Source organism: Schaalia sp. Marseille-Q2122 (assembly GCF_903645355.1).
Lineage (GTDB): Bacteria > Actinomycetota > Actinomycetes > Actinomycetales > Actinomycetaceae > Pauljensenia.
Map to the genome: position 1 here is coordinate 181,106 of NZ_CAHJXR010000005.1, position 24,180 is coordinate 205,285.

The following is a 24,180-nucleotide window of genomic DNA, read 5'->3' on the forward strand; positions in this document are numbered from 1 at the left end:
CGCAGACCTATCATGCAGTGGCGTGATGACAATGGTGTTGGCAGAGGCTTGCGCCCCTGCCAACACCATCATGGACAATATTCGGCTCTCGCGCCCGAGGTAGCCATCACTTACGCGGCAGCACCACATTCACCAGATTCGGTGCGCGCACAATGACCTTGAGCGGCTCAGCACCATCCAAAGCGCGAGCGATCGGCTCACACTCCAAGGCGGCAGCACGCAGGTCGTCCTCGCTAATCGAGGGGGCAACCTCAAGGCGGGCACGCACCTTGCCATTGACCTGGATAACGCAGGTGACAGAGTCCTCCACCAGCAAGGACTCATCCTCCACCAGGGGGAAGGGCACGCGGGCCAGGGACTCACTGTGGCCGAGACGCTCCCAGAGCTCCTCAGCAATGTGCGGAGCGACCGGAGAGACCATGAGAACCAGGGGCTCGATGGCTTCACGAGGCACCACGGGCAGACCCGTCAGGTGATTGTTGAGGACGATGAGCTTGGCGATACCCGTGTTAATACGCAGGTTCTCGAACTCAACAGTGGCATCAGCAATCGTGCGAGCCACGAGGCGCTTGGTTTCCAGATCGGCAGGTTCGTCAGAAACGGTGACCTGACCGGTGGCCTCGTCAATGACGTTACGCCACAGGCGCTGGAGGAAACGCTGCGAGCCAACAACGGCGCGGGTGTCCCAGGGGCGGGACAGGTCCAGCGGCCCCATGCTCATCTCGTAGACGCGGAAGACGTCGGCGCCGTAGGCGTCATACATCTCGTCGGGGGTGACGATGTTCTTCAGCGACTTACCCATCTTGCCGTATTCCTGGGTGACGGGTTCGCCCTGCCAGGTGAAGCCAGCCTCAGCGTCGCCCTCAACCTCGTCAGCTGGCACGTACTGGCCGCGCGCGTCCTTGTAGGCGTAAGCCTGGACGTAGCCCTGGTTGAAGAGGCGATGGTAGGGCTCAGCGTCAGGCACGTGGCCCAGGTCGAAAAGGACCTTTTGCCAGAAGCGCGCGTAGAGCAGGTGCAACACCGCGTGCTCGACGCCACCGATGTACAGATCAGTACCGCCCATAGGCTTGCCCTCGCGCGGCCCCATCCAGTAGTTGAGGTTCTCCAAGGCGGAGAAGGCCTCATCGTTATGAGGATCGGTGTAGCGCATTTCGTACCAGCACGAGCCTGCCCACTGGGGCATAGTGTTCGTTTCGCGGCGGTACATCTTGGGGCCATCCCCCAGATCAAGCTCAACATTGACCCATTCTTGAGCGCGGCCCAGCGGAGCTTCAGGCTCAGAGTTGGCGTCTTCGGGGTCGAAGGTGCGGGGCGAGTAGTCGCTGATCTCAGGCAGTTCGACGGGCAGCATATCCTCGGGCACGCCGTGGGGCAGGCCGTCCTCGTCCCACACGATGGGGAAGGGCTCACCCCAGTAGCGCTGGCGGGAGAAGAGCCAGTCGCGCAGGCGGTAGGTGACGGTACCTTCGCCCAGCCCCTTGGCAACGAGCCATTCGATCATGGCGGCCTTAGCCTCGTCCTTGGACAGGCCGTTGAGGGAGAGCTCGTCATTGGCAGAGTCAACAGCGATGCCATCGCCCGTGTAGGCGCTCTCGCTCAGGTCGTGACCGTAGGGGTCATCAGCGGGGCCAATAGTGCGGATAATGTCGAGCTCATACTTCGTGGCGAAAGCCCAGTCGCGCTCGTCATGGGCGGGGACGGCCATAATGGCGCCCGTGCCATAGCCCCACAGGACGTAGTCGGCGACGAAGATCGGCACCTGGCGTCCATCCACGGGATTCACGCCGAAGAGGCCGGTAAAGACACCTGTCTTTTCACGGTCGTCAGCGGTGCGTTCCGTTTCAGACTTGGCTGCTGCCTGCCCGCAGTAGGCGGCGACGGCTTCCACGGGGGTGCCGGCCCCTCCGGTCCAGGCATCCTTGGTGCCTTCAGGCCAGGTGGCGGGCACGGTCAGCGCCTCGGCGTCTGCGGCCTCACCGGCGACGGTGCCCCCCAGGATCGGGTGCTCGGGGGCGACCACCATGAAGGTCGCACCAAAGAGGGTGTCGGGGCGCGTGGTGTAGACATCCAGGCTCGAGGTTGCGGCGCCGACCTCGTGGGCTGCGGGCACCTCGAAACGCACGGTGGCGCCCTCAGAACGGCCGATCCAGTTGCGCTGCATGGTGCGCACCTTCTCAGGCCAGTCGATGCCGTCAAGGTCGTCGGTGAGGCGCTTGCCGTAGGCGGTGATACGCATCATCCACTGACGCAGGTTGCGCTTGAATACGGGGTAGTTGCCGCGTTCGGAGCGGCCATCGACGGTGACTTCCTCGTTGGCGAGAACGGTGCCCAGGCCGGGGCACCAGTTGACGGGCGCTTCAGAGATGAAGGCCAAGCGGAAGGAGTCAACCACCTTTGCTTGTTCAACGGCGTTCAGTTCAGCCCAGTTGCGGCCGTCGGGAACGGCGACCTCACCGGAGGTGAGCTTCGCACGCAATTCGTCAATGGGGCGGGCAGCGCCAATAGAGCCGTCGGGGGCGGTGGCTTCCGGATCAAACCAGGAGTTGAAGATCTGGAGGAAGATCCACTGCGTCCAACGCACGTAGTCCACGTCAGTGGTGGACAAGCTGCGGCGAGAGTCGTAGGACAGGCCCATGCGGGACAGCTGGCGGCGCATATTCGCCACGTTTTCTTCGGTGGTAATGCGCGGGTGCTGGCCGGTCTGGACGGCGTACTGCTCGGCGGGCAGGCCGAAGGCGTCGTAGCCCATGGTGTAGAGGACGTTGTCGCCCTTCATGCGGCGGAATCGTGCGACGGTGTCGGTCGCAATGTAGCCCAGGGGGTGGCCCACGTGCAGGCCTTTACCCGAGGGGTAGGGGAACATGTCCAGAAGGAAGAAGGGGGCACGCTCGGCGAGGGGGCCGACAAGGTCGCCGACGGGATTGTCAGCGTGGAAGGTGCCGAGTTCCTCCCAGCGTTCCTGCCATTTTTGTTCGATGTCACCGGCCATTTCGGCGGTGTAGCGGTAGGTGGGCTCAGTTGCCACAGGCGCCTGAACGGCCTGGTCCTCACTCACGTGGTGTCTCCCATTTCTTCCGTGAAATCAACCCTTCAAGGGTAGCTCATTCACCCCGTTTTTCTTGGAGACGTCCGGGTGAGATTGACCCATTTTCTGGGGTGCGCGTGTCGGAGTGCTCTGGCGCGCTCACCTCAGTGCAGGCCAGCTTGTCATCGCGTCGCTCCGCGCTGGCCTTGGAGGGCGTGCTAGCGCACAATGGGAGGCATGAGTACCGTGTTTGAAAAGATCATCAGCGGCGAGTGGGCGGGGCGTTTCTGCTGGGCAGAAGATTCCTGCGTCGTGTTTGCCACCATTGCGCCCACCGCCCCTGGCCATATGTTGGTTGTCCCACGTGAGCCGTGGGCGAAGTGGACGGATCTGCCCGCCGAGGTTGCCGCCCGCCTCTTTGAGGTGGCGCGGATTATTGGCAGCGTGCAGGAAACGGTTTTCGATGTGCCACGTTCAGGCCTGGTCATCGCCGGTTTCGAGGTTCCCCACACGCACCTTCACGTCATCCCCTTGCGTTCGGAGGCTGATGTTTCATTGGCTAACGCTACCCCCGCCTCCGATGAGGCTCTCGACGACACCACTGCACGTCTACGCACCGCTTTGGTCGAGGCTGGCTTCGGAGAGTTCATACCCCCGGAGATGAACGTCTGCCCGCCGACTTCACGCTAATCCTTGAGCCCGACATGGCAAGCCGCCTCGCACTGCGCTAGCCCGCCTCACACAGGGCTTGGCCGGTATCAGACGCTGGCCTCTTCAGCCACGAGGTGCACAGACTGGACGTGCTCAACACCTAACACGACGCGACGCTCGCTGTCTTCACCGAGGATGGTCACGCTCAAGCCTCGTCCTTCATGGATCTGCACAACGCGGATCCGCACATCCGGGGCGATCCCCTGGCGCTCGAGATCCCGCAAGACTTGGGCGTTTCGATCAGAGATGCGGGCGACCACACCCTCGTCTCCGGCAGGCGACTCGCTGAGCGGCCGGGTCAGGGGCGCTACCCACTCCCCCGTCGCTGTCGGGATCGGATCACCATGAGGATCGCGTGTGGGGTAGCCCAGGGCCTGATCGAGTCGGTCGAGTAAGCGGTCTGAAATGGCATGCTCAAGGATCTCAGCTTCAACATGCACCTCGTCCCACTCAAAACCGAGCGCTTCATGGAGGTAGGTTTCGATAATACGATGGCGACGCACCATCCCCACCGCGATGGCCCGCCCCTCGTCAGAAAGGTGCACCTTCTGGTAGGGGGCGTGATCAACAAGGCCCTGCTCTTTGAGGCGGCTAACATTCTCGGATGCGGTGGAGGGAACGACGCCCATTTTGGCGGCGAGCTCATTGATTGAGATACCCTGACCGCGGGTCTCCGCCGACCAAATGGCCTTCAGGTAGTCCTCGGTGACAGCGGTGCGGGCTCTTTTCGCCTCGGTGCTCATGCCATCCTCCCCCTAGTTTTAGCGAGTCATAGCTAAGCATAGGGGGTTTCGCGGGGCGCGTAGCGGTCAGAAAATGTGGCCCGATCCGCACACTATGGATTTGCCAGGTGGGCCGCTCCCCCGCTAGAGTTTTCTTTTGTCGAAAGACGCCGCGTCATTAGCTCAATTGGCAGAGCAGCTGACTCTTAATCAGCGGGTTGGGGGTTCGATTCCCTCATGACGCACCATCTGAATGGTGCTCAACACTAGTTGTGGATCATGCAGATCCCGCGTCATTAGCTCAATTGGCAGAGCAGCTGACTCTTAATCAGCGGGTTGGGGGTTCGATTCCCTCATGACGCACTTTTCCCCCGGATCGTATAACGGTTCGGGGTTTTGTCTTGCCGGGCTCCTGGGCGCCTCAGTGCTGCCCCGCGCATTGACCTCGCCGAGATGCTGTCGGGTGTACAAGATAGCAGTCCTGTGCCCCCTTTGTTTCGTGTGTGAGGCGAGGTTTCGACCGATGAAGGGCGAGGGTGCACCCCACGAACGAATACCTGGAATCACGGCCGCGGTCTGATCTTGCTTGTTGATGACGTGACACTTGTTGCGCTGGGTGACACTTGTTGCGCTGGGTGACACTTGTTGCGCTGGGTGACACTTGTTGCGCTGGGTGACACTTGTTGCGCTGGGTGACAGTTGCGACTTTTTGTGACATCTCTACCTGTCACGCAAGGACACACATGCTCCTTCATGCAACAAGTGTCACGCAACTCCCCTCGCGCAAAGCAAGCTCTGAGCAGGCCGACATGCACTGGGCGGCCAACCACGCAACTGCCTTCGCGCATGGCAAGCCCTCTGGACATCCGGCCCGGAGTCTCCCCTCGACAAGCGCTCCTGCCCTTCACTCGGATGCTCGCCCCTAGCAGCGTCGCCTAGCCCTGCGCGTCTACAACCTGCCCATGCACGACGTGCCCTTCAATCACGCCAACCCCCTTAGCGGGCGGCAAAGTCCGCAGATAGGCTTGCAGGCGCTTTGCCGAAGGCTTAAAGGTTGCATAGGTCATGCCACCGGAGATCACGCCACCCACGAGGGGCATCATCTTCCCTACGGCCTTCGACGCGGCCTCTTCGGTGAGCTTGATGCCCAGGACACGCAGGATCAAGCGCCGGACCGGTGACTCAGCGGTCGCCATCAGGGCCTTACGCTTGGCAGCCTTTGCCATAGAGTGCTGGGCGACCGTTGTCGCCAGGGAGGTCACGGCCTTCTCAGCTGCCTCCACTCCCAGCATGACGCCCATGAGGAGCATGAGCTGGTTCATGGTGTTGTCGTCGACCTCGCCGTCCTCATTGAGCATGGACCGCCAACCGTAGAGGTAGGCAAGCTTTTGCTCAACGCGCATGACGTGCGCAAAATACTGGGCAACATCGGCGGGCACAGCAACAGCCAGGCCAATACCGCCCGGCAAACCGGTCAGGAAGGACAGGCCTGCGGTCTGCTTCGTTTCGGCTTGAATGACCCTGCGGGCAATCTTGTCGATCTGAGCGAGGGTCAAGCCTGCAGCGGTGGGAGAGAGCGCAACAGCACGCTCAATATCGACACCCGGGTAGTGGCGTGCGATCTCCTTACGCAAGAATGCCTCACGATTGACCTTCACCATCGGAAGAGAAGCTGCCCTGCGCAGAACAGAGGCGGCGAATTCTTCGGTTTCTCCGTCCACAAAAGAGGCCATTTCAGGGCTGAGGGCCTTCGCGCCAGGGATCAGGCTGCTCACACCCTCACCTGCGGGCATGATCTCTTTCTTTGAGCGTCCAAACATTGGGCTACTCCCCCACTACTTTCAGACCAGCAATACAGGCAATTAAACCGATTAACAGTGCGACGCGCACGACAGAAACGGTTTCCGCGCCGGTGACCATTGCCCACGCGACGGTGGCACCAGCACCTACACCCACCCACACCGCGTAGCCCGTCCCAACGGGGATCTCGCGCAGCGCCCAGGCCAGGCCCGCCATTGAGATGATCAGACCGACGAGGAACACCAACGAGGGAACCAGGCGGGTAAATCCTTCACTTTTACTCAGAGCCGTCGCCCACACTGCCTCAAACAGGCCTGAACCAATCAGTACCACCCACGCCACGTTGATTCTCCACACTCTCACGCCCGCAGCGTCGACCTCGTTGATCAATGAGCCATTGACCAACGAGGCAAACGCCGATGGGCTGTTTCGTGACAAACGACCGTCAGTCGTCGATTCCGAGTTCCTTACGCAGACGCGCGACATGCCCGGTGGCCTTGACGTTGTACTTGGCCAGGACGATCACACCGTCCTTGTCGATGACGATGGTGGAGCGCTTAATTCCCTGGAAGATCTTGCCGTAGTTCTTCTTGTCGCCCCACACTCCCCATTCGGTGAGCATCCCCTTGGAGGGGTCGGTGGCTAGAGGAAAGTTGAGGGATTGCTTCTCGGTGAAGCGCTGCAGGGCCTCCATGGAGTCGGCCGAAACGCCCACCACTGTGTAGCCAGCGCCCAGCAGGGAATTGAGGCTATCGCGGAAGTCGCAGGCCTGAGTCGTGCAGCCGGGGGTGGAAGCCTTGGGGTAGAAGTAGATGATGACACCCTTGTCGGCCTGCTCGCACAGGGCGGAGAGGGTCAGGGGGCCAACGGTGGATTCAAGGGTGAATTCTGGGGCTTTTTGCCCAGCAACAAGTTCAGTCATTGGTCCATGTTCGCACGCTCTCGCGCGCAACGCGATATCTACCGCTAGGCTATTCTCCGTTAAAAAGGAAGGAAAGCCCCTGTGAACCCTGAGAAACCTCAAGGTCGGACGCTTCAGAACATCACCTATGCGACGATCTTCACTGTGCTCATCGGGTGGCTGCTCGTTATCGGGCAGTCTCTGCTGTTGCCAATTATTCTGGCACTGATTTTCGTCTACATTGTTGCGGCCTTCGATAAGTTCCTCGGACGAGTTCCTCTGCTCCGTCACCTGCCAACATGGCTGCGTAAAATCAGCCTATACCTAGTGTTTATCGCCCTCGTTGCGGGTTTGGCCACGCTGATTTCCAGCACGGTGCAGCAGCTGATCTTCCAAGCGCCTCTCTATCAGGAAAACCTTACGAAGCTCTTTGGCGAGCTCACCTCGGCACTGCCCATTGAACGCCTCCCTGACTGGGAGACTGCGCGCGCAGCGATCGTTAAGCGTATCGATATTCAGGCATGGTTATCTGCGACTGCCTCGCAGTTGTCCTCTGCTGGCGGCATGTTCTTCCTCATCCTGATCTACGTGTTCTTCCTGGCTGGTGAGCGCGCAGGTTTTGCGACGAAGTTGCGGGAGGCATTCCCCAATCCGGAGCAGGCAGAGCGCACGCAAAACATCATTACGGCGATCAATGAGTCGGTGGGTCAGTACCTGGGTGCGAAGACCTTGATTAATATCATCGTCGGCATCGTCTCTTACCTGGTGATGCTGCCTTTCGGCTTGGATTACGCGGCTTTTTGGGCGTTGTTGATTGGCCTGCTCAACTACATTCCCTACATTGGTTCGATCATTGCGGTGCTCTTGCCCACGCTGTTGAGCCTTGTTCAATTTGGGTCCTGGACGCAGACCTTGATCCTCTTTATTGCTTTGCAGGTTGTGCAGCTCATTACCGGTAATGTGCTTGAACCGAAGATGCTGGGCCGCAAGGTCAACCTCTCCCCCTTTGTGGTGCTGGTGGCTTTGTCCTTCTGGTCGGCGATTTGGGGCATTGCGGGTGCGATCCTTGCTGTGCCGTTGACGTCCATTCTGACGATCATCTTCAAGGAGATTCCGGCGACCCGCCCCTTGGCGATCCTCATGTCGGATGATACGGAGCCGGTGCTGCGTTCCTTTAATCGCCCGAAGATTTTGCGTCGTCGCCGTAAGTTGATGACTGTCGAGGTTGACCCACCTGCAGAAAAAACAGCTGATTAGAGTAGCTTCGGGCACTGCTTCGATTCTGAGGCGCCCCTGTGAGTCGCGTGTGTACGGTGCTCACAGGGGCGCCTCGTATGTGGGGCGCGTCTGTGGTGTCCTAGCGCCGTGGGGGCTGGACAAGATGCAGGTGTTCCTTGGCGACGCCCACTGTCAGGGTTTGGCCCCATTGGGCTCTCAGGCGGTCGTCTTCGAGTCCGTCGCCGAAGGCGACAAGGCTTTCGGATTGGACGGTGAGGGTGAGCTGGTCGGACTCGGTCACTGTGCCACAGATGAGGCTTGTTCCTGTGGTGGGTGAGGGCCAGGCTTCCCGGACGAACCAGGCAATGGCACGATCTGTTTGGCCTGGTAGTGACGGGTTTCCGTAGGCGGGTGCGAGGGAGGCTGCCCAGCCGGTAGCGCCTGCTCCTGTGCTGGCGATGATGCCTGAGGAGGATTGCCGTTCTTGGCGACCGTCGGCATTGAGGAGGTAGCGGGCGGATTGGTGGGAGGTGTGCCCGATGAAAATGTCGTTGAGTGCGTTGAGTTCTTGGCCGTCGTCGAGTTCGCAGCGAACCATGGTGAGTGGTGTGGTTGTGGGGGTGCGGCCTGCGGCGTAGTGACCGAGAAGTTGCGCTCCTGCTTGGACGGAGAGAGGGACGAGGACTCCGGCGTTGACGCCTGGCATGGGGTTGATGCCGAAGACGGGTTGTCCTTTGAGGTATTTCGCGACGTTGGCGACCAGCCCATCGGGGCCGACGACGGCAATGACGTCCTGTGGGAGGAAGAGGAAGCGTGAGAGGTCGTTGCGTTCAACCTCAGCGACGTTCCATTCAGTGGGGACGGCTGCGCGTATGGCGCCGAGGGCGGCTTCGGTGGTGGCGTGGGCTTTGTCGACGTCGTCGAGGCTGCGCCCGCGCGAGCGGAGGAAGAATTCCGCTTGTCCTCGCGTGGAGTGTCGGGCGAGGAGTTCGGTCAGTTCGCTGTTGCGATAGACGAGGACGAGGCGCGGGCGCAGGATGCTCATGGGTTACTCCTTCGAGGTTGCGACGAGTTGTCCGAGTGCTGTGCTGAGCATGTCGGGGGTGAGGTTGAGTTGCCCGATGGCAGGGAGGTTGGCGGCGAGCTCGCGCAGGGCGAGGGAGCGGAGGATCTCGGGCGAGATGGCGTTGTAGGCGGCGAGGCGTTCGCGTTCATTGTCTGCTTCTGCCTGGCCGATGAGTCGCAGTGCGGCAGCGCGAGCGTTTTCGCTCACTTCCGTGGCTTCGGCGGCGCCGCGTGCGGCGATGAGGGAGGAGGCGGCTTTTTCTTCGGCCTGGAGGCGTTCGTTGGCGGCTTCTTGGGCGATGATTTCTTTGCGTCGGCGTGCAAGTTCTAGTTTGGCGGCGGCTTCGTTTTCTGAGATGCGCTGTTCTTGTTCGACGGCTTGAGCGCGGCGAGTGTAGAGGGCGCGGTCGGCTTCAGCTTGGAGGCGTTCGCGCAGGGGCGTTTGGAGGGCTTTTTCTACCTCGGGGGTTGGGCGTAGGGAGAGGACGCGCACGTCGTAGATGCTGATTCCAGCGTCGCTGAGGCGCGTTTGTTGGGAGAGTTGTTCGACGAGGGCGGTGTGGACGCGAGAGATGCCACTGTGGAGAGCTTCTGCGAGAGGCAGGTTCGCGATGACGTGGGTCGTGATGGATTGTGCGAGTTGTTCGATGAGTTTGGCGACTTGGCGCGGGCCATTGGGTTGGTGGTCTTTGGCAACGGGGTAGATATTGAAGTCGAAGTGCTGGGAGACCAGTGCGGGGTTGGAGAATCGGTAGGTGACGACGGCCTGCACGGCGAGGTCTTGGCGGTCTTGGGTGACGGCATGGAAGAGGGCGGAGTGCTCGTGGTCGATGGCGGGCACTTCGGCCAGGGCGCTGGTGGTGGGGCGGAACCAGAAGGTGCGTCCGACGCCTTCGTGGCGGGGGGTGCCGTTGATGAGGTGGACGATGTGGTCGGTGGGGGCGCCTTGGTAGTGGGCGATGAAGGGGTAGCGGCTGATGTGTCCCATGATGACCTCCTTAATTAATGTCACTATGACGATAATCGACGACCCCCTTTTCTGTCAACTTGACGATAAGATAGGGTGGTCTCATGATCGACACGGACCCCCACCCACCCTTTCCCGAAACCGCCAAACACTTCCCCGCCACCGTTGACGTGGTCCTGTTAACCATTCAGGAGGGAAAACTATGCACCCTCCTCATTGAGCGCGCCTTTCCGCCCTTCGAAGGCGCGCTCGCCCTTCCCGGAGGTTTCATACTGGAGGGCGAGAGCCTTGACGAGGCTGCTCGCCGGGAACTTACCGAAGAGACAGGCATCTCCCCCACCGGACACCTCGAACAGCTGCGCACCTACGGCCCCCTTGACCGTGACCCCCGCGGCCCAGTCTTGTCAGTGGCTTACCTCGTCATCGCGCCGACCTTTAACCTCCCCACCGCCGGAGGCGACGCCCGCGCAGCCCAGTGGGCACCCATTGACGCAATCCTCAGCAACGAGGTCACCCTCGCCTTTGATCATGTCCAGATTGTGCGCGATGGAGTGGAGCGCGCACGCGCAAAACTTGAATACTCCGGGCTCGCCACTGCCTTTTGCCCCAAAGAGTTCACCATCGAACAGCTCAGGCGAGTGTATGAGACAGTCTGGGGAACCTCTCTTGACCCGCGCAATTTCCACCGCAAGGCCACAGGCGCCAAGGATTTCATTGAGGTCACGGGGAACACCTCAAGCGGCGTCGGACGACCGGCAGCACTCTATCGCGCATCCAGCACCAGCGCACCCGATGCGACGGTTCTCCACCCTCCCATCCTCCGGCCCACAGCCCCACAACCCCCACAGCCTAAGAGATGAGCTCCACGCAATATGCCGCGACATCAGAAGATGTCGCGGCATATCATTTCGTGCGCGAGATGGGACTTGAACCCACACGTCCGAAGACACTGGAACCTAAATCCAGCGCGTCTGCCAATTCCGCCACTCACGCGTACCGTGGCTATTCTACAGGGTTTTTCTTCCCTGCTGATCAGCCTTGGTGGTGCTCTCACCCACTGTTAATGAGGGGTCCCCCACGGGCGAGAGCCAGGATTTTAGTGGACGAGCTTACGGTCAGCCTGCGCGGCAAACCACATGGTGGCGCCCACAAAGAGCGCCCCGCCGACGATATTGCCTGCCAGCACCACAGAGAGATTACGGGCAGCCTCAGCCCAGGTGCCACCGTCAACACCATGCATGATACCCAGGGCGAAGGTCGTCATATTGGCGACGACGTGCTCCATGCCAGAGGCAACGAAGGTAGCCATGCACCAGGCCATGAGGATCATCTTGGCGACCTCGTGTTGAGCGCGTGAGACTGACCAGATCGCCAGGCAGACGAGGATGTTACACAGGATGGCGCGGAAGAAGAGTTCCACGGTGGTCTTATGGGCCTTGGCGGCGACGACAGAGGCCAGGGCCGCCCCAGGCACGGTGTCGTCAGCCATAATGCCGCCACCCCACACGAGGGCGGCCACCAGGATAGAGCCGAGCAGGTTGCCCACGATCATAATGATGAAGGCGCGCGCCGCCCCGGAAGAGGAAATACCTTTTTCCTTCAGGCCAATGGGCAGGATCATCATGGCGGAGGTGGCGAGCTCGCCACCAGCAAAGACGACGAGGATCAGGCCGATACCGAAGACGCCGCCTTCAACGAGGGATGCCCAGGGAGAGCCTGCCAGGCGGAGAGGACCTCCGCCGGTCATCATGAAGATATCGGCAAGGCCGATGAAGAGGCCGGCCATGATGGCGCCGACGAGGTAGTGACCGATATTGGCCGAGGCGTTGACTTTATGTCGCGCCGCACCCACTTGGGCTTGGATGTTTTCTGGCAAGGTCAGCATGGCGTCACGCCCTCACTCAATCTTTCAGACTTTTCATTAGTTGCCAGGACTCAATGCTACAGGCTGCCGGAGACATCCCGCAGAGTGTGCCCACGTGTCACTCCCGCCGCGAAGCCTTGAGAATGGTTCCTTCGCCCAGCACACGGCTTCCACGGTAGACCACCAGGGATTGCCCGGCAGCCACGCCCCGCAGGGATTGTTCCAGATCAACGCGCAATCCTGGCCCCTCATGGCGAAGAGCAGCAACCGGCACCGGCGTACCATGAGCGCGCACCTGGACGAACAGGTCGTGAGGATCCTCACCCTGGTCATCCCCTGCCAGCCAGATGACGTCCTCACACTCAATCCGGTCCACACTCAGCAGTTCAGCAGCACCAACGATCACCTGGTTACTCTCTGGCCGCGTCTCAATGACGTAGCGTGGGCGCCCATCTGCTGCGGGGTTCCCCAGGTGCAGGCCTCGGCGCTGGCCGACGGTGAAGTTCCAGTAGCCGTCATGCTCACCCACGACCTGTCCCTGTGCATCAACGATCTGCCCCGGCGTGGAACCTAAGCGGGCTCGCAGAAAGCCTTGCGTATCGCCATCAGGAATAAAGCAGATGTCGTAGGAGTCGGGCTTATCAGCCACACCCAGGCCCATACGGTCGGCCTCGGCACGCACCCACGCCTTATTAGGGGCCTCCCCTAGGGGCAGAAGGACTCGCTCAAGCTCGTCTTCGCCCATGACAGCCAGCACATAGGACTGGTCCTTGAGGGTGTCATATCCGCGGTGCAATTCCTTGCCTGTCGGGCCGTCGACAATGCGGGCGTAGTGGCCGGTGCAGACGGCGTCGAATCCGAGTGCACGGGCGCGTTCGGCGAGCTCACGGAATTTGACGAACTCATTGCAGCGCACGCAGGGGTTGGGAGTGTGGCCCTTTTGGTATTGCTCAACAAAGTCCGCAATGACGGTTTCTTCGAACTCTTCGGCCAGGTCCCACACGTAGAAGGGGATGCCAAGGATTTCGGCAGCGCGGGCGGCATCTCCAGCATCCTCCACCGAGCAGCAGCCTCGCGAGCCGATACGACATTCTTGGGGGTTAGTAGACAGAGCCATATGTACGCCGACGACGTCATGTCCGGCTTCGACGACCTTTGCGGCGGCGACTGCGGAGTCAACGCCACCCGATAGTGCGGCAAGGACTCTCATTGTGCGCCCCTTTCATCAGTAGCGTGTGAGCGGTTTTTTCGTGCGTCGCGGGCGTCAAGGGCCTGCCCGGCTCGGATGGCGGTCGGCAGGGCCGCCAGGAATCTGTCGAGGTCGGCGCGAGTGGTGGCCTCTCCCATAGAGACACGCAGGACGCCGAGGGCTTGGTCGGCGCTGCGCCCTATGGCCATGACCATCGCAGAGGGGCGCGTCACCCCCGCGTGGCAGGCCGATCCTGCTGACACCATGACCCCAGCCATGTCCATGGCCATAAGGACGGCTTCGGGGTGGGTGGTGGGGATGGACAGGTGAATAATGGCCGGCGAGGCCACCCCCGCAGGAACCGTCAGGGCAACCTCGTCCAGCCGGGAGGCGCCTTCAGCCTCGGCAAGGCTTCGGCGCAGCTCCATCACGAGGTAATCGCGCAACTCACTCAGGTGGGCATGGTGTGCCTCGCGCTTTTTCACCGCATATTCGAGGGCGACCGCGAGCGCCACGGCTCCGGCAACGTCGGGCGTGCCTGAGCGTAGGCCTCGTTCATGGCCGCCACCGGGGCGGTCGGTCATCAGGGGCGTGCCGCGTTTGGCCAGCAGGGCACCGACCCCGACAGGCGCGCCAATCTTGTGCCCGCCAAAACTCAGTAGGTCCACGCCCATGGAGGCAAAGTCAATGGGATGGGTGCGCAGGGCTTGGGCGGCGTCGGTGTGGATGAGGGCGCGCCCCTCCCCTGCCGGGCCGTGGCCACCTTCCTGCGGACTGTGCCCATCAGCGGCGCGTACGCGCGCAACAAGCTCACCCAGGGGCTGCACGCTGCCCAGCTCAGAGCAGACCATTGGGAGGGTGAGCAGCGCCGTGCGGGGCAGCTCTTCTTCCAGGTTCTCGGGTAGGACACTCACGCCCTGCTCGTCCAAAGCAAAAGCACGCACATCCAAGCCTGCTGCTGTCAGGACGCCCTCTTGGTGGGCGACGGCATCGTGGTCGGCGAGGGAGTAGTACACGACGTTGCGCTGAGGGTGGCGGGCACGCACCCCGCGGGCTGCGCCGCTCACCCCCAGTGCGCAGGATTCTGTGGCTCCGGAGGTGAAAACCACCTCTGCCCGCTCCGCGCCTAGGGCGGCGCCCACGCGTTCGCGGGCATCTTCCAACATGCACTTCGCGGTGCGCCCGCCGCCATGAAGGGCAGCGGGATTGCCCGGGTTGGCGCGCAGGGTGCGCACAGCAGCAACCCATGCTTCCTCAACCTCAGGAAGCATGGGTGTTGTTGCTGCGTAGTCCAGGTAGGCCGTTGTGGCGGCTGCGGTCACGCTTGCCCGTAGCCCTCACGACGCAGGACCTCGATGGCCTGGGGGATGACCTCAAAAAGGTCGCCCACCACGCCGAAGTCTGCGATCTCAAAGATCGGCGCGTCAGGATCATCGCAGACGGCCACAATGTGGCGGGAGGACTGCATGCCCACGGTGTGGTGGATAGCGCCCGAGACGCCCAGGCCGATGTAGAGGTTGGGTGAGATCGACACACCGGTCTGCCCCACCTGCAGGCTACGCGAGACCCAGCCTTCGTCGGTGGCGACGCGTGTGGCACCCACGGCTGCATCGAGCAGATCGGCGAGTTCTTCAGCGGGGCCAAAGTCGCCTTCCAGACCGCGACCGCCCACAACGACGGTGCGCGCCTCGGTCAGTGGCACGCGTCCGGTGCGTTCCTGCGGGGTGGAGGAGACGACGCTGATTGCGTCAGCTGCGGCGGTGAAGTCCACAGGTAGAGCTTCAACGGCGGCCTCAGCAGGGGCTTCGACCTCGTCAATAGCCGAGGGGCGGATGGCGAGGATCGCGGGTACGTCCTCGACGTGGATCGAGGTCTCCCACGCTCCAGCGAGAGCGGGCTTGGAGGCGTGGATATTGCCGTTTTCTTCCCACGTGCGGGTGACGTCCACGATGGGGGCGCCGCCAACGGCGACGGCCAGGCGGGCGGCAACCTCGCGACCCAGGTAGTGGGAGACGCACAGGACAGCTTCTGCGCCAACGGCCTGCATGGCGGCCTGCGCGGCTTCGGCGACGACGGCACTCAGACGCGGGCTGCGCCCACCCAGGTCGGCAACGAGGACGCGGGCGGCACCGTAGCGCGCGAGGGCCTCAGCGTCGGGCGCCTGCAGGGTGAGGGCAACAACGGGGCCACTGCTCAGGGCGCGGGCGGCGGTGAGCACCTGAGCGGAGGGGGCGGTGAGGGCGCCGGCCTCGTCGTGGTCAACGATGGCGAGGATAGGGCTGGTCAGAGTCATGTCACTTCACCTCGTTAATCAGGTAGAGGGCGAGGCGCTCGCCGGCGTCACCGGAGTCGGTGACGATCGTGCCCGAGCCGTCACGTTGGTGTTCCACCGTCTGGTTGACGATGGTGGCACAACGGGGGGCTTCGCACCCCAGGTCGTCGAGGCTGAGCTCGTCGAGGGGCTTGGAGCGGGCGGCCTTCATAGTCTTGAAGGAGGGGTAGCGCGGCTCGTTGATCTGGTCGGTGACCGACAAGACCAGTGGGGTAGAAGCGGAGAGGACCTCGTCCATGCCATCAACGCTGCGGGTAATGGTAGCCGTCCAGGGGCCCTCACCGGAGATGTCCAGGGCGTGGGCGAGGGACAGCAGAGGGCGGCCCAAGTGGGCGGCCAGGGCTGCGGGCACCAGGGAGGTCATGGCATCAAGGGAAGCCATGCCGGTGACGACCATATCAACCGGGCCGTGTTCGTCTTCAATGCGGGCAACCCCCGCTGCCAGGACTGCGGCGGTTCCGACGGCGTCGGTGCCTTCCAGGGCATCGTCGGAGATCAGTAGTGCCCGGTCGGCCCCCATTTGCAGGGTGCGCATGAGCGCGTCTTCAGCGTCGGCGGGACCCATGGTCAGCGCGATCACTTCACCGCCGTGTTCTTCGACGAGGCTCACGGCTGCTTCTACGGCGTTTTCGTCAAGTTCGTTGAGGACATCGTCCTCGCCGCGCACCAGACGACCGTCTTCAAAGCGACGTTCGGATTGCACATCAGGAACGTGCTTGACACACACTACGATTCTCATGCCATTAAGGGTGCCACAAAATGACGAAAAAACCTGCCCCTGACAGCCCGTCCCGTAACATGTCACATATTCAGTGTTTCCCAGGAAAAGGCCATCACATGGGCGTAGTTCACAGCGGCCTAGATCCTCTTCTTCAGCCTCCGGTATTAGGATAGAGCGTCATTAAATCCCTTTCGCCCCATCCCAGGAGCCCTATGTTTACCGCCCACCCCTTGACTGTGCCTAATCCCCTGCCGGAAAAGCTGGGCGTGCACTACCAAGATGGCGCGCTCAACATTGCTGTGGTTGCCTCGCAGGCAAGCGCAGTGGACTTTTGTGTGTTCCCTGGCGGGGACCTTGCCCACGAGGAACGCTACACGCTGCTCGGCCCTGATAATGGCGTGTGGCATGGGCGCCTGGAAGGCTACGGCGTGGGCACACGCTACGGCTTCCGCGTCCACGGCGAGTGGGACCCAGAAGGCGGCCTTTTCCACAATCCCGCCAAGCTCCTCATCGACCCCTACGCTCGCGGTCTTGATGGTGCGGTTGATCTCTCCCCTGAGGTCTACGCCCATGTCGTGAACTCTGATCTGGCGCCCACCTCCACTCCCGCGTCGCGCTCCGACTTGGATTCAGCGGGGCATATGCCCTTCTCTGTCGTGGTCGACTCTTCCTTCCCGATTGCTCCCAAGCCTCGCACTCCCTGGGAGAACACCGTCGTCTACGAGATCCATGTCAAGGGTTTCACCAAGCTCATGACGGCCATCCCTGAGGGACTGCGCGGCACCTACGCTGGTTTAGCTCACCCGGCTGCAATTGAGCACCTCAAGCGCTTGGGAGTGACCGCCGTTGAGCTGCTGCCCATCCACGCCAAGTACGAGGAAACCTTCCTCACCCAGCGTGGTTTGACGAACTATTGGGGCTACTCGACCCTCAACTACTTCACTCCAGAGCCCTCCTACGCCACGGAGATCTCCCGCCAACGCGGCCCTCAGGCAGTTGTGGATGAGTTCCGCGGCATGGTGTCGATCCTGCATGACGCTGGCATCGAAGTCATTATTGACGTCGTCTACAACCACACCTGCGAAGGCAACCATGAAGGCCCCTCACTGTCGTGGCGCGGCCTGGATTCCCTCACCTACTACCGCCACAGCGCCGAACGCCCTCGCCATATTGTCGACGTCACGGGCTGCGGCAACACCTTAGCGGTCGAGAATGTCCGCACCATGCAGATGATCATGGACTCTTTGCGATACTGGTCCGAGGACATGGGCGTGGACGGCTTCCGTTTCGACCTGGCGGCAACCCTTGGCCGCTTCGCCACCGGCTTCACCCCCACCCACCCGCTGCTCATGGCGATCACCACTGACGCGAGCCTCAGCCTCGATAAGATCATCGCCGAACCCTGGGATGTCGGTATGGGTGGCTGGCAGACCGGTAACTTCCCCGGCACCTTCTCGGAATGGAATGACCGCTTCCGTGACTCCGTGCGTAACTTCTGGCTGGTCGATATGCGTGAGCTTGCCGCTGGCCGCGGCGCCCCCGGCCCCAATGACCTGGCCACCCGCTTGCAGGGCTCTGAGGACCTCTTCGGCAACGGCGTGGGCTACCTGCGTGGCCCGCGCGCGTCGCTGAACTTTGTGACCGCTCACGATGGTTTCACCCTGGCTGACCTGACCTGCTTTGATCACAAGCACAATATGGCCAACCTTGAGGAGAACCGTGACGGCACGAACGATAATCGTTCGTGGAATCACGGCATTGAGGGCACCACTGCCCGCGGCTTGGTTGATGGCGTCCCCAACGCTGACATTGCCGAACTTGTTGAGGACCTCATGCCCTCACGGCTGCGCACGCGCCGTAATATCTTGGCCACGATGCTGGTCGCGGCCGGCACGCCCATGATCGTTGGCGGCGATGAAATGTGTCGCACTCAGTTTGGGAATAACAACGCCTACTGCCAGGATAATGAGATTTCCTGGGTGAATTGGGATCTTGCCCAGGCCCCGCGTGACCTCTTTGATACGACCCGTTGGCTGCTGTATTTGCGCCGCCAGTTCCCTGCGCTGCGCCCCTGCGATTTTGGTGAGGGCAAGGCCATCAATGGGGACTCTATTCCCGATGTGTCTTGGTGGACAGCCGAGGGCGAGCCGATGCCTGACCACGGGTGGGGTGATCAGCGTAATCGCGTCTTCCAGCTCATGCGTTCGGGGCAGCGTTGGGGCGGCGAGGATGCCCTCATTGTTATCAATGGCACCCTGGAACCTCACACCGTGCACTTCCCTGTAGGCCACAAGCAGGGGTGGAGCATCGCGTTTGACTCTGCATGGACCACTCCCCGTGATGGCGAAATTGATCTCGATGCCCTTGATAGTGGCGCTACCCCAGAGTTCAAGATGCTCAAGAGTGATAAGACGAGCATTGGTTTGGAGCCGCAGTCGGTGGTAATTCTGCTCTCGTGAGTTCGGCGTTTAGACTTGTCGGGTGACTACTTCCGAAGACATCCTGGCTAATTCCACGAACGAGGCTTCCCTGGCGCGTTCTCGCGCTCGCAGCGCGGAGATTGATGCTGCGATCGACACTGATCCTTCGCGTTTCCGTATGCTCACCGGTGACCGTCCAACGGGCCGCCTGCACTTGGGCCACTACTTTGGCACCCTGCAAAACCGTGTGATTTTGCAAAATCGCGGCGTGGATACCTGGGTGTTGGTCGCCGACTATCAGGTGATTACCGACCGCGATGGCGTGGGTCCTATCCGCGAGCGCGTCATGGGTTTGGTGGCGGACTACCTGGCGGTGGGTCTTGATCCGGAGCGCACGACGATCTTTAACCATTCGGCGATTCCGGCCCTCAACCAGCTGATGCTGCCTTTCCTCTCGCTGGTCACTGAGTCGGAGCTGCACCGTAATCCCACGGTGAAGGCCGAGTTGGAGGCTACCGATGGGCGTGCGATGTCGGGACTGATGTTGACCTACCCGGTGCATCAGGCTGCCGATATTTTGTTCTGCAAGGCCAATATTGTGCCCGTCGGCCAGGATCAGCTGCCCCACCTGGAGCAGTCGCGTCTCATTGCTCAACGTTTCGACAAGCGCTATGGCCGCGTTGATCCTGAGCGTCCTGTCTTCCCGCGTCCTGATGCTTTGCTGTCGGAGGTGCCCCTGCTGCTGGGCACCGATGGTACGAAGATGTCGAAGTCGCGTGGCAACACCATTGAGCTAGCCATGACCGCTGATGAGACGGCGAAGATCTTGCGAAAGGCGAAGACTGATGCCGATCGCGTCATTACCTTTGATCCGGTGAATCGTCCTGAGGTGTCGAATCTGCTGATGATGGCGTCGATGGCCTCTGGCGAGGCTCCCGAGGCGATCGCCGAGCGTATTGGTGATGGTGGTGGTGGCGTCCTCAAGGCCACCGTGACTGAGGCCCTCAACGACATGCTGGCTCCCATCCGTGCCCGCCGTGAGGAGCTGGTGGCGAACGAGGATTACCTGCGTTCCGTGCTGGCTGCCGGTAACGAGAAGGCCACCGCTCAGGCTGAGGCCACCTTGCAGGAGGTCCGCCAGGCCATGCAGATGGTGTACTAATCCATTACCTGTCGTGGCGCGCCCGTGATTCTCAAACGAGTATTGAGAATCACGGGCGCTTTCATGTGCCCCATTGGAATGCTGCACTCAAATCCGGGGTGCTCTGGATACGATACTGGCATGCAATCAGTTGAGCTTTTCGGCGGGGCAGGAGGCCTTGCACTCGGAGCAGAACTAGCGGGCTTTACCCCCTCGATTTTTGTCGAGTGGGATCGTTGGGCCTGCGATACTGTCCGCGAGAACCAAGCTGCTGGATTCCCGCTCGTGTCGGGATGGACTGTTCATGAGAGTGACGTCCGAGATGTTGACTGGACTTCCATCAACGGCCCCGTTGATCTTGTCACTGGAGGACCACCGTGCCAGCCCTTCAGCATGGGTGGGAAAGCACAAGCTGCCGACGACAGGCGCGACATGTTCCCAGCTGCTGCCGAAGTGATCCGGCAGTTGCAACCCCGAGCCTTCTTGATTGAAAACGTTAAAGGATTGACTCGGTCTGCCTTTGCAAACTACTACCAACTCATCCAGCTCAGACTTCAGTACCCTGAAGTAGTTGCACGAAACGGCGAAAGCTGGTTCGACCATCTTCGACGCTTACAGTCCGAAGCAACAACCGAGTGCTACACAGGACTTCATTACAACGTCTTCCCAACCGTTGTCGACGCGGCTGACTACGGAGTGCCTCAACGGAGACACCGCGTTTTTCTGGTAGGTTTTCGCAGCGATATTGGGGCTGAGTGGTCTTTTCCTTCTCCTACACACTCAGCAGATGCCCTTTTCTATTCGCAGTGGGTGAGCGGCGAGTACTGGGAACGTCACCGCGTTCCTCTCAAGAAACGTCCTGAGGCACCTGCAAATGTGGACACTAAACGCAAGCAACTGCTCAATACCGATCCCCAAGCCCTCGGCGATCCATGGAGTACTGTACGAGACGCGCTTAGCGGCCTTCCCGCCCCAACTTCACCGAGCGCTCAACGCTTCCTCAATCACACTTTCCAGCCTGGTGCCAAGATCTATCCAGGGCATACGGGAAGTCCTCTGGATCAGCCCGCTAAAACTCTCAAAGCTGGAGCGCATGGTGTGCCTGGTGGTGAGAACATGTTGCGCGACATTGACGGTTCGGTCCGATATTTCACTGTCCGCGAGAGCGCCCGTCTCCAGACCTTCCCCGACACTTATGAGCTACACGGTTCATGGTCAGAAGCGATGAGACAGCTTGGCAATGCCGTACCGGTTCGACTCGCGGAGATTGTCGCTCAGAGCATTGCAACGCAACTCAAGAGAGTAGACCAGCAGGGTAATGCAGGACTCAATATTTCCCAGCAGCTCACGGAGGTCTCATGACAACTCCATACAACCCTCTTGACATGATGAATCTTGCCAAGAGTGTGGGGCATGCGCTCCTTGAGCAGGCTGTCGTCCCCCTAGGAAACATTCCCAAGTTCACTGGTGCGGGGATCTACGCTATCTACTACAGCGGAAACTTCCCCGCTTACACCCTTTTGTCGGCTCGTAACCACAATGGAGCGTTTGATGCGCCGATCTATATCGGCAAGGCGGTACCTCCAGGAGCCCGCAAGGGAGGGCTTCCTACCTCAGCAGATCAGACGACAACTGCTTTGTGGAATCGACTCGCTTCTGACCATGCAAAGAGCATTGAGCAAGTCTCAAACCTTGATATCGCCGACTTCCACGTCCGTTGGTTAGTGATTGAACCAATTTGGATTCCTCTAGGTGAGAGCATCCTCATTCACTGGTTTGCTCCACTGTGGAATCGACTCGTTGATGGCTTTGGAAACCACGATCCTGGCAAAGGCCGATACAACGGCTTGAATACTGTATGGGACACCCTCCACCCTGGCAGACCGTGGGCAGCACGGCTCCGCACTCGACCCGAGTCGCACACCGACATTGCAGCACGAATAGAATCCACCCTCGACCAGCTATTTGCTCCCGAGATGGAGAGTCCGTTCAAAGTCAGCTCAGCATTGCCTTCATTCTCAGCACCTCAGGTTCAGGAGGAACACCCCATCAGGACAAGCGACGCAGACCACATGAGCCTGTAGCTTTCGCTCCACCGGGCGTCACACTTGCTCAATGAATACGGACGAGAACCAGACCTTAAGGGAAGAAGTACAGGATGGACGCGCAGGGTTTTCATGCGCGCTTGACGCGCCACTTTGACCGTTCCGCCCACAGCTGGCAGCCTCAAGTCGCCATTTCGTCACCGCATCTGGGTATTGACTTCCACTATGGGCCGCCTGACCTTCCCTTTCATGGGGCGAGCGTGGGTAAGCTCGTCACGGCGGCCTGCATCATGCAGCAGGTAGAAAGTGGTTCTTTCACTCTTAACACCCCCGTCACCACTATCCTCTCTTCCGCAGACCTTCACGGCCTCTTTGCAGAGGGGCACCACCAGGAGGTCACCGTTGAACACCTCCTGACCCATACCTCGGGCGTGAATGACTATTTCGAGGGGCGGGCTACGGGCGGCAAACTGAGCAAGCGCGCCCTTGATGATCTGGACCGAGCCTGGTCACCGCAGGATCTGCTCGACCACACTCGTATCAATCAACGCCCCGTTGGCAAGCCCGGAGAGCGCTTTTTCTACAGCGATACCGGTTTTGTTCTGCTCGGGCGCATCCTGGAAGAGACTAGCGGCGTGTCCTTTGAGGCCCTCGTCCACGAGCGGGTGTTTTCTCCTGCGGGGATGACGAGTGCTTTCATGCCCTACCGCTCGGCCCCTCAGCAGGGCACAAGCAGCATTGCTCCCATGTGGCTGGGAAGAACGCGAGTCGACACTTCCCCGGCTGTGACGGTGGACTGGGCAGGGGGCGCCATTGCAGCCACTCCACGTGACTATCTTCGACTCATCCGCAGCCTCCGCAGTGGCACGCTGATGTCACGCGACTCCTGGGAGCAGATGGGAACGGTGAGGCATCGTTTCCGCATGGGTCTTGACTACGGGATGGGCGCAATGATCGTTGATTTCGCCAAACTCTCTCCCTGGGCCAGACGCTGGCCGCGTCTGACTGGGCACTTGGGAATAAGTGCCGCACACCTCTGGCACGATCCCGTTCATGATGCTGATATCGTCATCAACTTCGGCTCAACCGCCGCTATGCGACCGAGTTTTCGCGCCCTGTACGAGGTGGTCGGAGCCCTGCGCTCCCTCAATTCATAGGGTTAAGGCCAGGCTTGCCTGGGGGCCTTCAGGAGCGGCTTTCCTTCGTAGACAGGCCATTTTCCGAGGCATAGGGTGCTGGTATGAGTGCAGCACTTTCACCTTCGCAGCTGGCCTCGATGTCACCGGCTCAAGGTCAGCGCGCTGACCTGAGCACGAGCGCCGAGCGCGCGACCTCTGGCGAGAAGCGACGCTCTGTTGCCTCGCGCTTGAATTGGCTACGCGCTGGCGTGTTGGGCGCCAATGACGGCATTGTGTCGATCTCTGGCTTGCTGGTGGGTGTGGCCGCCGTTGACCCCGCAAACACCACGGCGATTGCTCTGGCAGGCGTGGCCGGTATTGTTGCTGCTTCCCTGTCGATGTCGGTGGGTGAATACGTGTCGGTGTCGACGCAGTTGGATACCGAGCAGGAGCTGGTACGCAAGCAGTGGTTAGCGCTGGCTGATAACCCTGCAGCGGAGGAAGCTCGTTTGGCCAAGCTCTGGGTCGATCGGGGCTTGAGCGAGACGACAGCGAAGGCTGTGGCCGCCGAACTTTCTGCCCATGATGCCATTGATGCGCATTTGACGACGGAACACAATATTGACCCCGACGATCTGACCAGTCCGTGGGCTGCAGCGATCTCGTCCTTTATTGCCTTCGTCATTGGCTCCCTCCTGCCTTTTATCACGATGCTTGTATCGCCGGTGGCGTGGCGTATCGGAGCGACCTTCGTTGCGGTGACGGTGGCTCTGGCACTGACCGGCTGGCTCTCGGCCTGGTTGGGGCAGGCTCCGCGCCTTAAAGCAACGGCACGCTTGGTTATTGGTGGCGGTGTGGCAATGGGCTTGACCTACTGGGTGGGCCACCTCTTTGGAGTAAATATCTAGCACCCTGCACACAACCGTGTGCTCTGCCCC

Annotated in this window: 21 protein-coding genes and 3 tRNA genes; 11 read left to right on the top strand and 13 right to left on the bottom strand. The window is 60.9% G+C overall.

Annotated features, from left to right (window positions below; translation table 11 throughout):
• Positions 1–106: 106 nt before the first annotated feature.
• Positions 107–2,992 carry a leucine--tRNA ligase gene (locus HWX48_RS06940; RefSeq protein ID WP_175956258.1) on the bottom strand — a complete coding sequence of 962 codons (2,886 nt, stop codon included), beginning with the start codon at positions 2,990–2,992 and terminating at the stop codon, positions 107–109.
• A gap of 273 nt (positions 2,993–3,265) precedes the next feature.
• Between HWX48_RS06940 and HWX48_RS06945 the strand changes: the two genes are divergently transcribed.
• On the top strand, positions 3,266–3,718 hold the full coding sequence (locus HWX48_RS06945; protein ID WP_175955982.1) for an HIT family protein: 453 nt from the start codon (positions 3,266–3,268) through the stop codon (positions 3,716–3,718).
• Positions 3,719–3,786: 68 nt separating this feature from the next.
• Here the strand turns inward: HWX48_RS06945 and HWX48_RS06950 are convergent, their stop codons facing one another.
• Positions 3,787–4,482: a metal-dependent transcriptional regulator gene (locus tag HWX48_RS06950; protein ID WP_175955984.1), complete on the bottom strand. Its 696-nt coding sequence runs from the start codon at positions 4,480–4,482 to the stop codon at positions 3,787–3,789.
• Positions 4,483–4,633: 151 nt separating this feature from the next.
• Here HWX48_RS06950 and HWX48_RS06955 point away from each other — a divergent pair.
• A tRNA-Lys gene (locus HWX48_RS06955) sits at positions 4,634–4,709 on the top strand.
• 42 nt (positions 4,710–4,751) lie between these two features.
• Positions 4,752–4,824, top strand: a tRNA-Lys gene (locus tag HWX48_RS06960).
• 572 nt (positions 4,825–5,396) lie between these two features.
• On the opposite strand, the gene HWX48_RS06965 is transcribed toward HWX48_RS06960, so the two are convergent.
• The 3 genes from HWX48_RS06965 to HWX48_RS06975 are packed head-to-tail and all read right to left on the bottom strand — an operon-like array spanning position 5,397 to position 7,183.
• The gene (locus tag HWX48_RS06965; RefSeq protein ID WP_175955986.1) at positions 5,397–6,281 is read right to left on the bottom strand and encodes an EcsC family protein; all 885 of its coding nucleotides are present in this window, start codon (positions 6,279–6,281) and stop codon (positions 5,397–5,399) included.
• A gap of 4 nt (positions 6,282–6,285) precedes the next feature.
• Positions 6,286–6,747, bottom strand: coding sequence for a multidrug efflux SMR transporter (locus HWX48_RS06970; RefSeq protein ID WP_254873005.1), 462 nt, complete (start codon positions 6,745–6,747; stop codon positions 6,286–6,288).
• Positions 6,707–7,183, bottom strand: a complete 477-nt coding sequence (locus tag HWX48_RS06975) for a peroxiredoxin (protein WP_175955988.1) — start codon at positions 7,181–7,183, stop codon at positions 6,707–6,709. Before HWX48_RS06975 ends, HWX48_RS06970 begins: the two co-directional genes overlap by 41 nt.
• An 81-nt stretch (positions 7,184–7,264) precedes the next feature.
• On the opposite strand from HWX48_RS06975, the gene HWX48_RS06980 reads away from it, so the two are divergent.
• Positions 7,265–8,419, top strand: coding sequence for an AI-2E family transporter (locus HWX48_RS06980; RefSeq protein ID WP_175955990.1), 1,155 nt, complete (start codon positions 7,265–7,267; stop codon positions 8,417–8,419).
• Between the two features lie 100 nt (positions 8,420–8,519).
• Here the strand turns inward: HWX48_RS06980 and HWX48_RS06985 are convergent, their stop codons facing one another.
• Both HWX48_RS06985 and HWX48_RS06990 read right to left on the bottom strand, forming a co-directional pair.
• A complete protein-coding gene (locus HWX48_RS06985) occupies positions 8,520–9,425 on the bottom strand; it encodes a hypothetical protein (protein WP_368483984.1) in 906 nt (301 codons plus the stop codon).
• Between the two features lie 3 nt (positions 9,426–9,428).
• A complete protein-coding gene (locus tag HWX48_RS06990) occupies positions 9,429–10,433 on the bottom strand; it encodes an SPFH domain-containing protein (protein WP_175955992.1) in 1,005 nt (334 codons plus the stop codon).
• Positions 10,434–10,516: 83 nt separating this feature from the next.
• Here HWX48_RS06990 and HWX48_RS06995 point away from each other — a divergent pair, with 83 nt between their 5' ends.
• Positions 10,517–11,272 (top strand): NUDIX domain-containing protein, encoded by a 756-nt coding sequence (locus HWX48_RS06995; protein WP_175955994.1) that lies wholly within the window; start codon positions 10,517–10,519, stop codon positions 11,270–11,272.
• A gap of 51 nt (positions 11,273–11,323) precedes the next feature.
• Here HWX48_RS06995 and HWX48_RS07000 read toward each other — a convergent pair.
• From HWX48_RS07000 to HWX48_RS07025, 6 genes are all read right to left on the bottom strand, one after another.
• Positions 11,324–11,405, bottom strand: a tRNA-Leu gene (locus HWX48_RS07000).
• A gap of 103 nt (positions 11,406–11,508) precedes the next feature.
• The gene (locus HWX48_RS07005; protein ID WP_175955997.1) at positions 11,509–12,297 is read right to left on the bottom strand and encodes a formate/nitrite transporter family protein; all 789 of its coding nucleotides are present in this window, start codon (positions 12,295–12,297) and stop codon (positions 11,509–11,511) included.
• A 97-nt stretch (positions 12,298–12,394) separates the two neighbouring features.
• The gene (gene mnmA / locus HWX48_RS07010; RefSeq protein ID WP_175955999.1) at positions 12,395–13,486 is read right to left on the bottom strand and encodes a tRNA 2-thiouridine(34) synthase MnmA; all 1,092 of its coding nucleotides are present in this window, start codon (positions 13,484–13,486) and stop codon (positions 12,395–12,397) included.
• Entirely contained in the window at positions 13,483–14,787 is a 1,305-nt protein-coding gene (locus tag HWX48_RS07015; RefSeq protein WP_303048073.1) for a cysteine desulfurase family protein, read from the bottom strand. Before HWX48_RS07015 ends, mnmA begins: the two co-directional genes overlap by 4 nt.
• A complete protein-coding gene (locus tag HWX48_RS07020; protein WP_175956001.1) occupies positions 14,784–15,758 on the bottom strand; it encodes an electron transfer flavoprotein subunit alpha/FixB family protein in 975 nt (324 codons plus the stop codon). The genes HWX48_RS07015 and HWX48_RS07020 overlap by 4 nt, the downstream gene beginning before the upstream one ends.
• Position 15,759: 1 nt before the next feature.
• Positions 15,760–16,536 carry an electron transfer flavoprotein subunit beta/FixA family protein gene (locus HWX48_RS07025; protein WP_175956003.1) on the bottom strand — a complete coding sequence of 259 codons (777 nt, stop codon included), beginning with the start codon at positions 16,534–16,536 and terminating at the stop codon, positions 15,760–15,762.
• A 194-nt stretch (positions 16,537–16,730) separates the two neighbouring features.
• On the opposite strand from HWX48_RS07025, the gene glgX reads away from it, so the two are divergent.
• The 6 genes from glgX to HWX48_RS07055 all read left to right on the top strand — a co-directional run bounded on the left by glgX (position 16,731) and on the right by HWX48_RS07055 (position 24,150).
• Positions 16,731–18,977, top strand: coding sequence for a glycogen debranching protein GlgX (glgX, locus tag HWX48_RS07030; RefSeq protein ID WP_175956005.1), 2,247 nt, complete (start codon positions 16,731–16,733; stop codon positions 18,975–18,977).
• Positions 18,978–18,999: 22 nt separating this feature from the next.
• On the top strand, positions 19,000–20,100 hold the full coding sequence (gene trpS, locus HWX48_RS07035; protein ID WP_175956007.1) for a tryptophan--tRNA ligase: 1,101 nt from the start codon (positions 19,000–19,002) through the stop codon (positions 20,098–20,100).
• Between the two features lie 120 nt (positions 20,101–20,220).
• Entirely contained in the window at positions 20,221–21,441 is a 1,221-nt protein-coding gene (locus HWX48_RS07040; RefSeq protein ID WP_175956009.1) for a DNA cytosine methyltransferase, read from the top strand.
• Positions 21,438–22,163, top strand: a complete 726-nt coding sequence (locus HWX48_RS07045) for an Eco29kI family restriction endonuclease (protein WP_175956011.1) — start codon at positions 21,438–21,440, stop codon at positions 22,161–22,163. Before HWX48_RS07040 ends, HWX48_RS07045 begins: the two co-directional genes overlap by 4 nt.
• A 74-nt stretch (positions 22,164–22,237) precedes the next feature.
• Positions 22,238–23,281, top strand: a complete 1,044-nt coding sequence (locus tag HWX48_RS07050; protein ID WP_175956012.1) for a serine hydrolase — start codon at positions 22,238–22,240, stop codon at positions 23,279–23,281.
• An 83-nt stretch (positions 23,282–23,364) separates the two neighbouring features.
• A complete protein-coding gene (locus HWX48_RS07055) occupies positions 23,365–24,150 on the top strand; it encodes a VIT family protein (RefSeq protein ID WP_254873006.1) in 786 nt (261 codons plus the stop codon).
• The last annotated feature ends 30 nt before the right edge of the window (positions 24,151–24,180 follow it).

Bases quoted from the DNA above. Each gene is read 5' to 3' on its own strand.
- HWX48_RS06995 (WP_175955994.1), top strand. From the start codon at position 10,517: ATGATCGACACGGACCCCCACCCACCCTTTCCCGAAACCGCCAAACAC.
- HWX48_RS07005 (WP_175955997.1), bottom strand. From the start codon at position 12,297: ATGCTGACCTTGCCAGAAAACATCCAAGCCCAAGTGGGTGCGGCGCGA.
- HWX48_RS06965 (WP_175955986.1), bottom strand. From the start codon at position 6,281: ATGTTTGGACGCTCAAAGAAAGAGATCATGCCCGCAGGTGAGGGTGTG.
- HWX48_RS07055 (WP_254873006.1), top strand. From the start codon at position 23,365: ATGAGTGCAGCACTTTCACCTTCGCAGCTGGCCTCGATGTCACCGGCT.
- HWX48_RS07020 (WP_175956001.1), bottom strand. From the start codon at position 15,758: ATGACTCTGACCAGCCCTATCCTCGCCATCGTTGACCACGACGAGGCC.
- HWX48_RS07025 (WP_175956003.1), bottom strand. From the start codon at position 16,536: ATGAGAATCGTAGTGTGTGTCAAGCACGTTCCTGATGTGCAATCCGAA.
- HWX48_RS06970 (WP_254873005.1), bottom strand. From the start codon at position 6,747: ATGTCGCGCGTCTGCGTAAGGAACTCGGAATCGACGACTGACGGTCGT.
- glgX (WP_175956005.1), top strand. From the start codon at position 16,731: ATGTTTACCGCCCACCCCTTGACTGTGCCTAATCCCCTGCCGGAAAAG.
- HWX48_RS06985 (WP_368483984.1), bottom strand. From the start codon at position 9,425: ATGAGCATCCTGCGCCCGCGCCTCGTCCTCGTCTATCGCAACAGCGAA.
- HWX48_RS07045 (WP_175956011.1), top strand. From the start codon at position 21,438: ATGACAACTCCATACAACCCTCTTGACATGATGAATCTTGCCAAGAGT.
- HWX48_RS07040 (WP_175956009.1), top strand. From the start codon at position 20,221: ATGCAATCAGTTGAGCTTTTCGGCGGGGCAGGAGGCCTTGCACTCGGA.
- HWX48_RS06975 (WP_175955988.1), bottom strand. From the start codon at position 7,183: ATGACTGAACTTGTTGCTGGGCAAAAAGCCCCAGAATTCACCCTTGAA.
- HWX48_RS06950 (WP_175955984.1), bottom strand. From the start codon at position 4,482: ATGAGCACCGAGGCGAAAAGAGCCCGCACCGCTGTCACCGAGGACTAC.
- HWX48_RS06940 (WP_175956258.1), bottom strand. From the start codon at position 2,992: ATGGCCGGTGACATCGAACAAAAATGGCAGGAACGCTGGGAGGAACTC.
- mnmA (WP_175955999.1), bottom strand. From the start codon at position 13,486: ATGAGAGTCCTTGCCGCACTATCGGGTGGCGTTGACTCCGCAGTCGCC.
- HWX48_RS06945 (WP_175955982.1), top strand. From the start codon at position 3,266: ATGAGTACCGTGTTTGAAAAGATCATCAGCGGCGAGTGGGCGGGGCGT.
- HWX48_RS06990 (WP_175955992.1), bottom strand. From the start codon at position 10,433: ATGGGACACATCAGCCGCTACCCCTTCATCGCCCACTACCAAGGCGCC.
- HWX48_RS07050 (WP_175956012.1), top strand. From the start codon at position 22,238: ATGGACGCGCAGGGTTTTCATGCGCGCTTGACGCGCCACTTTGACCGT.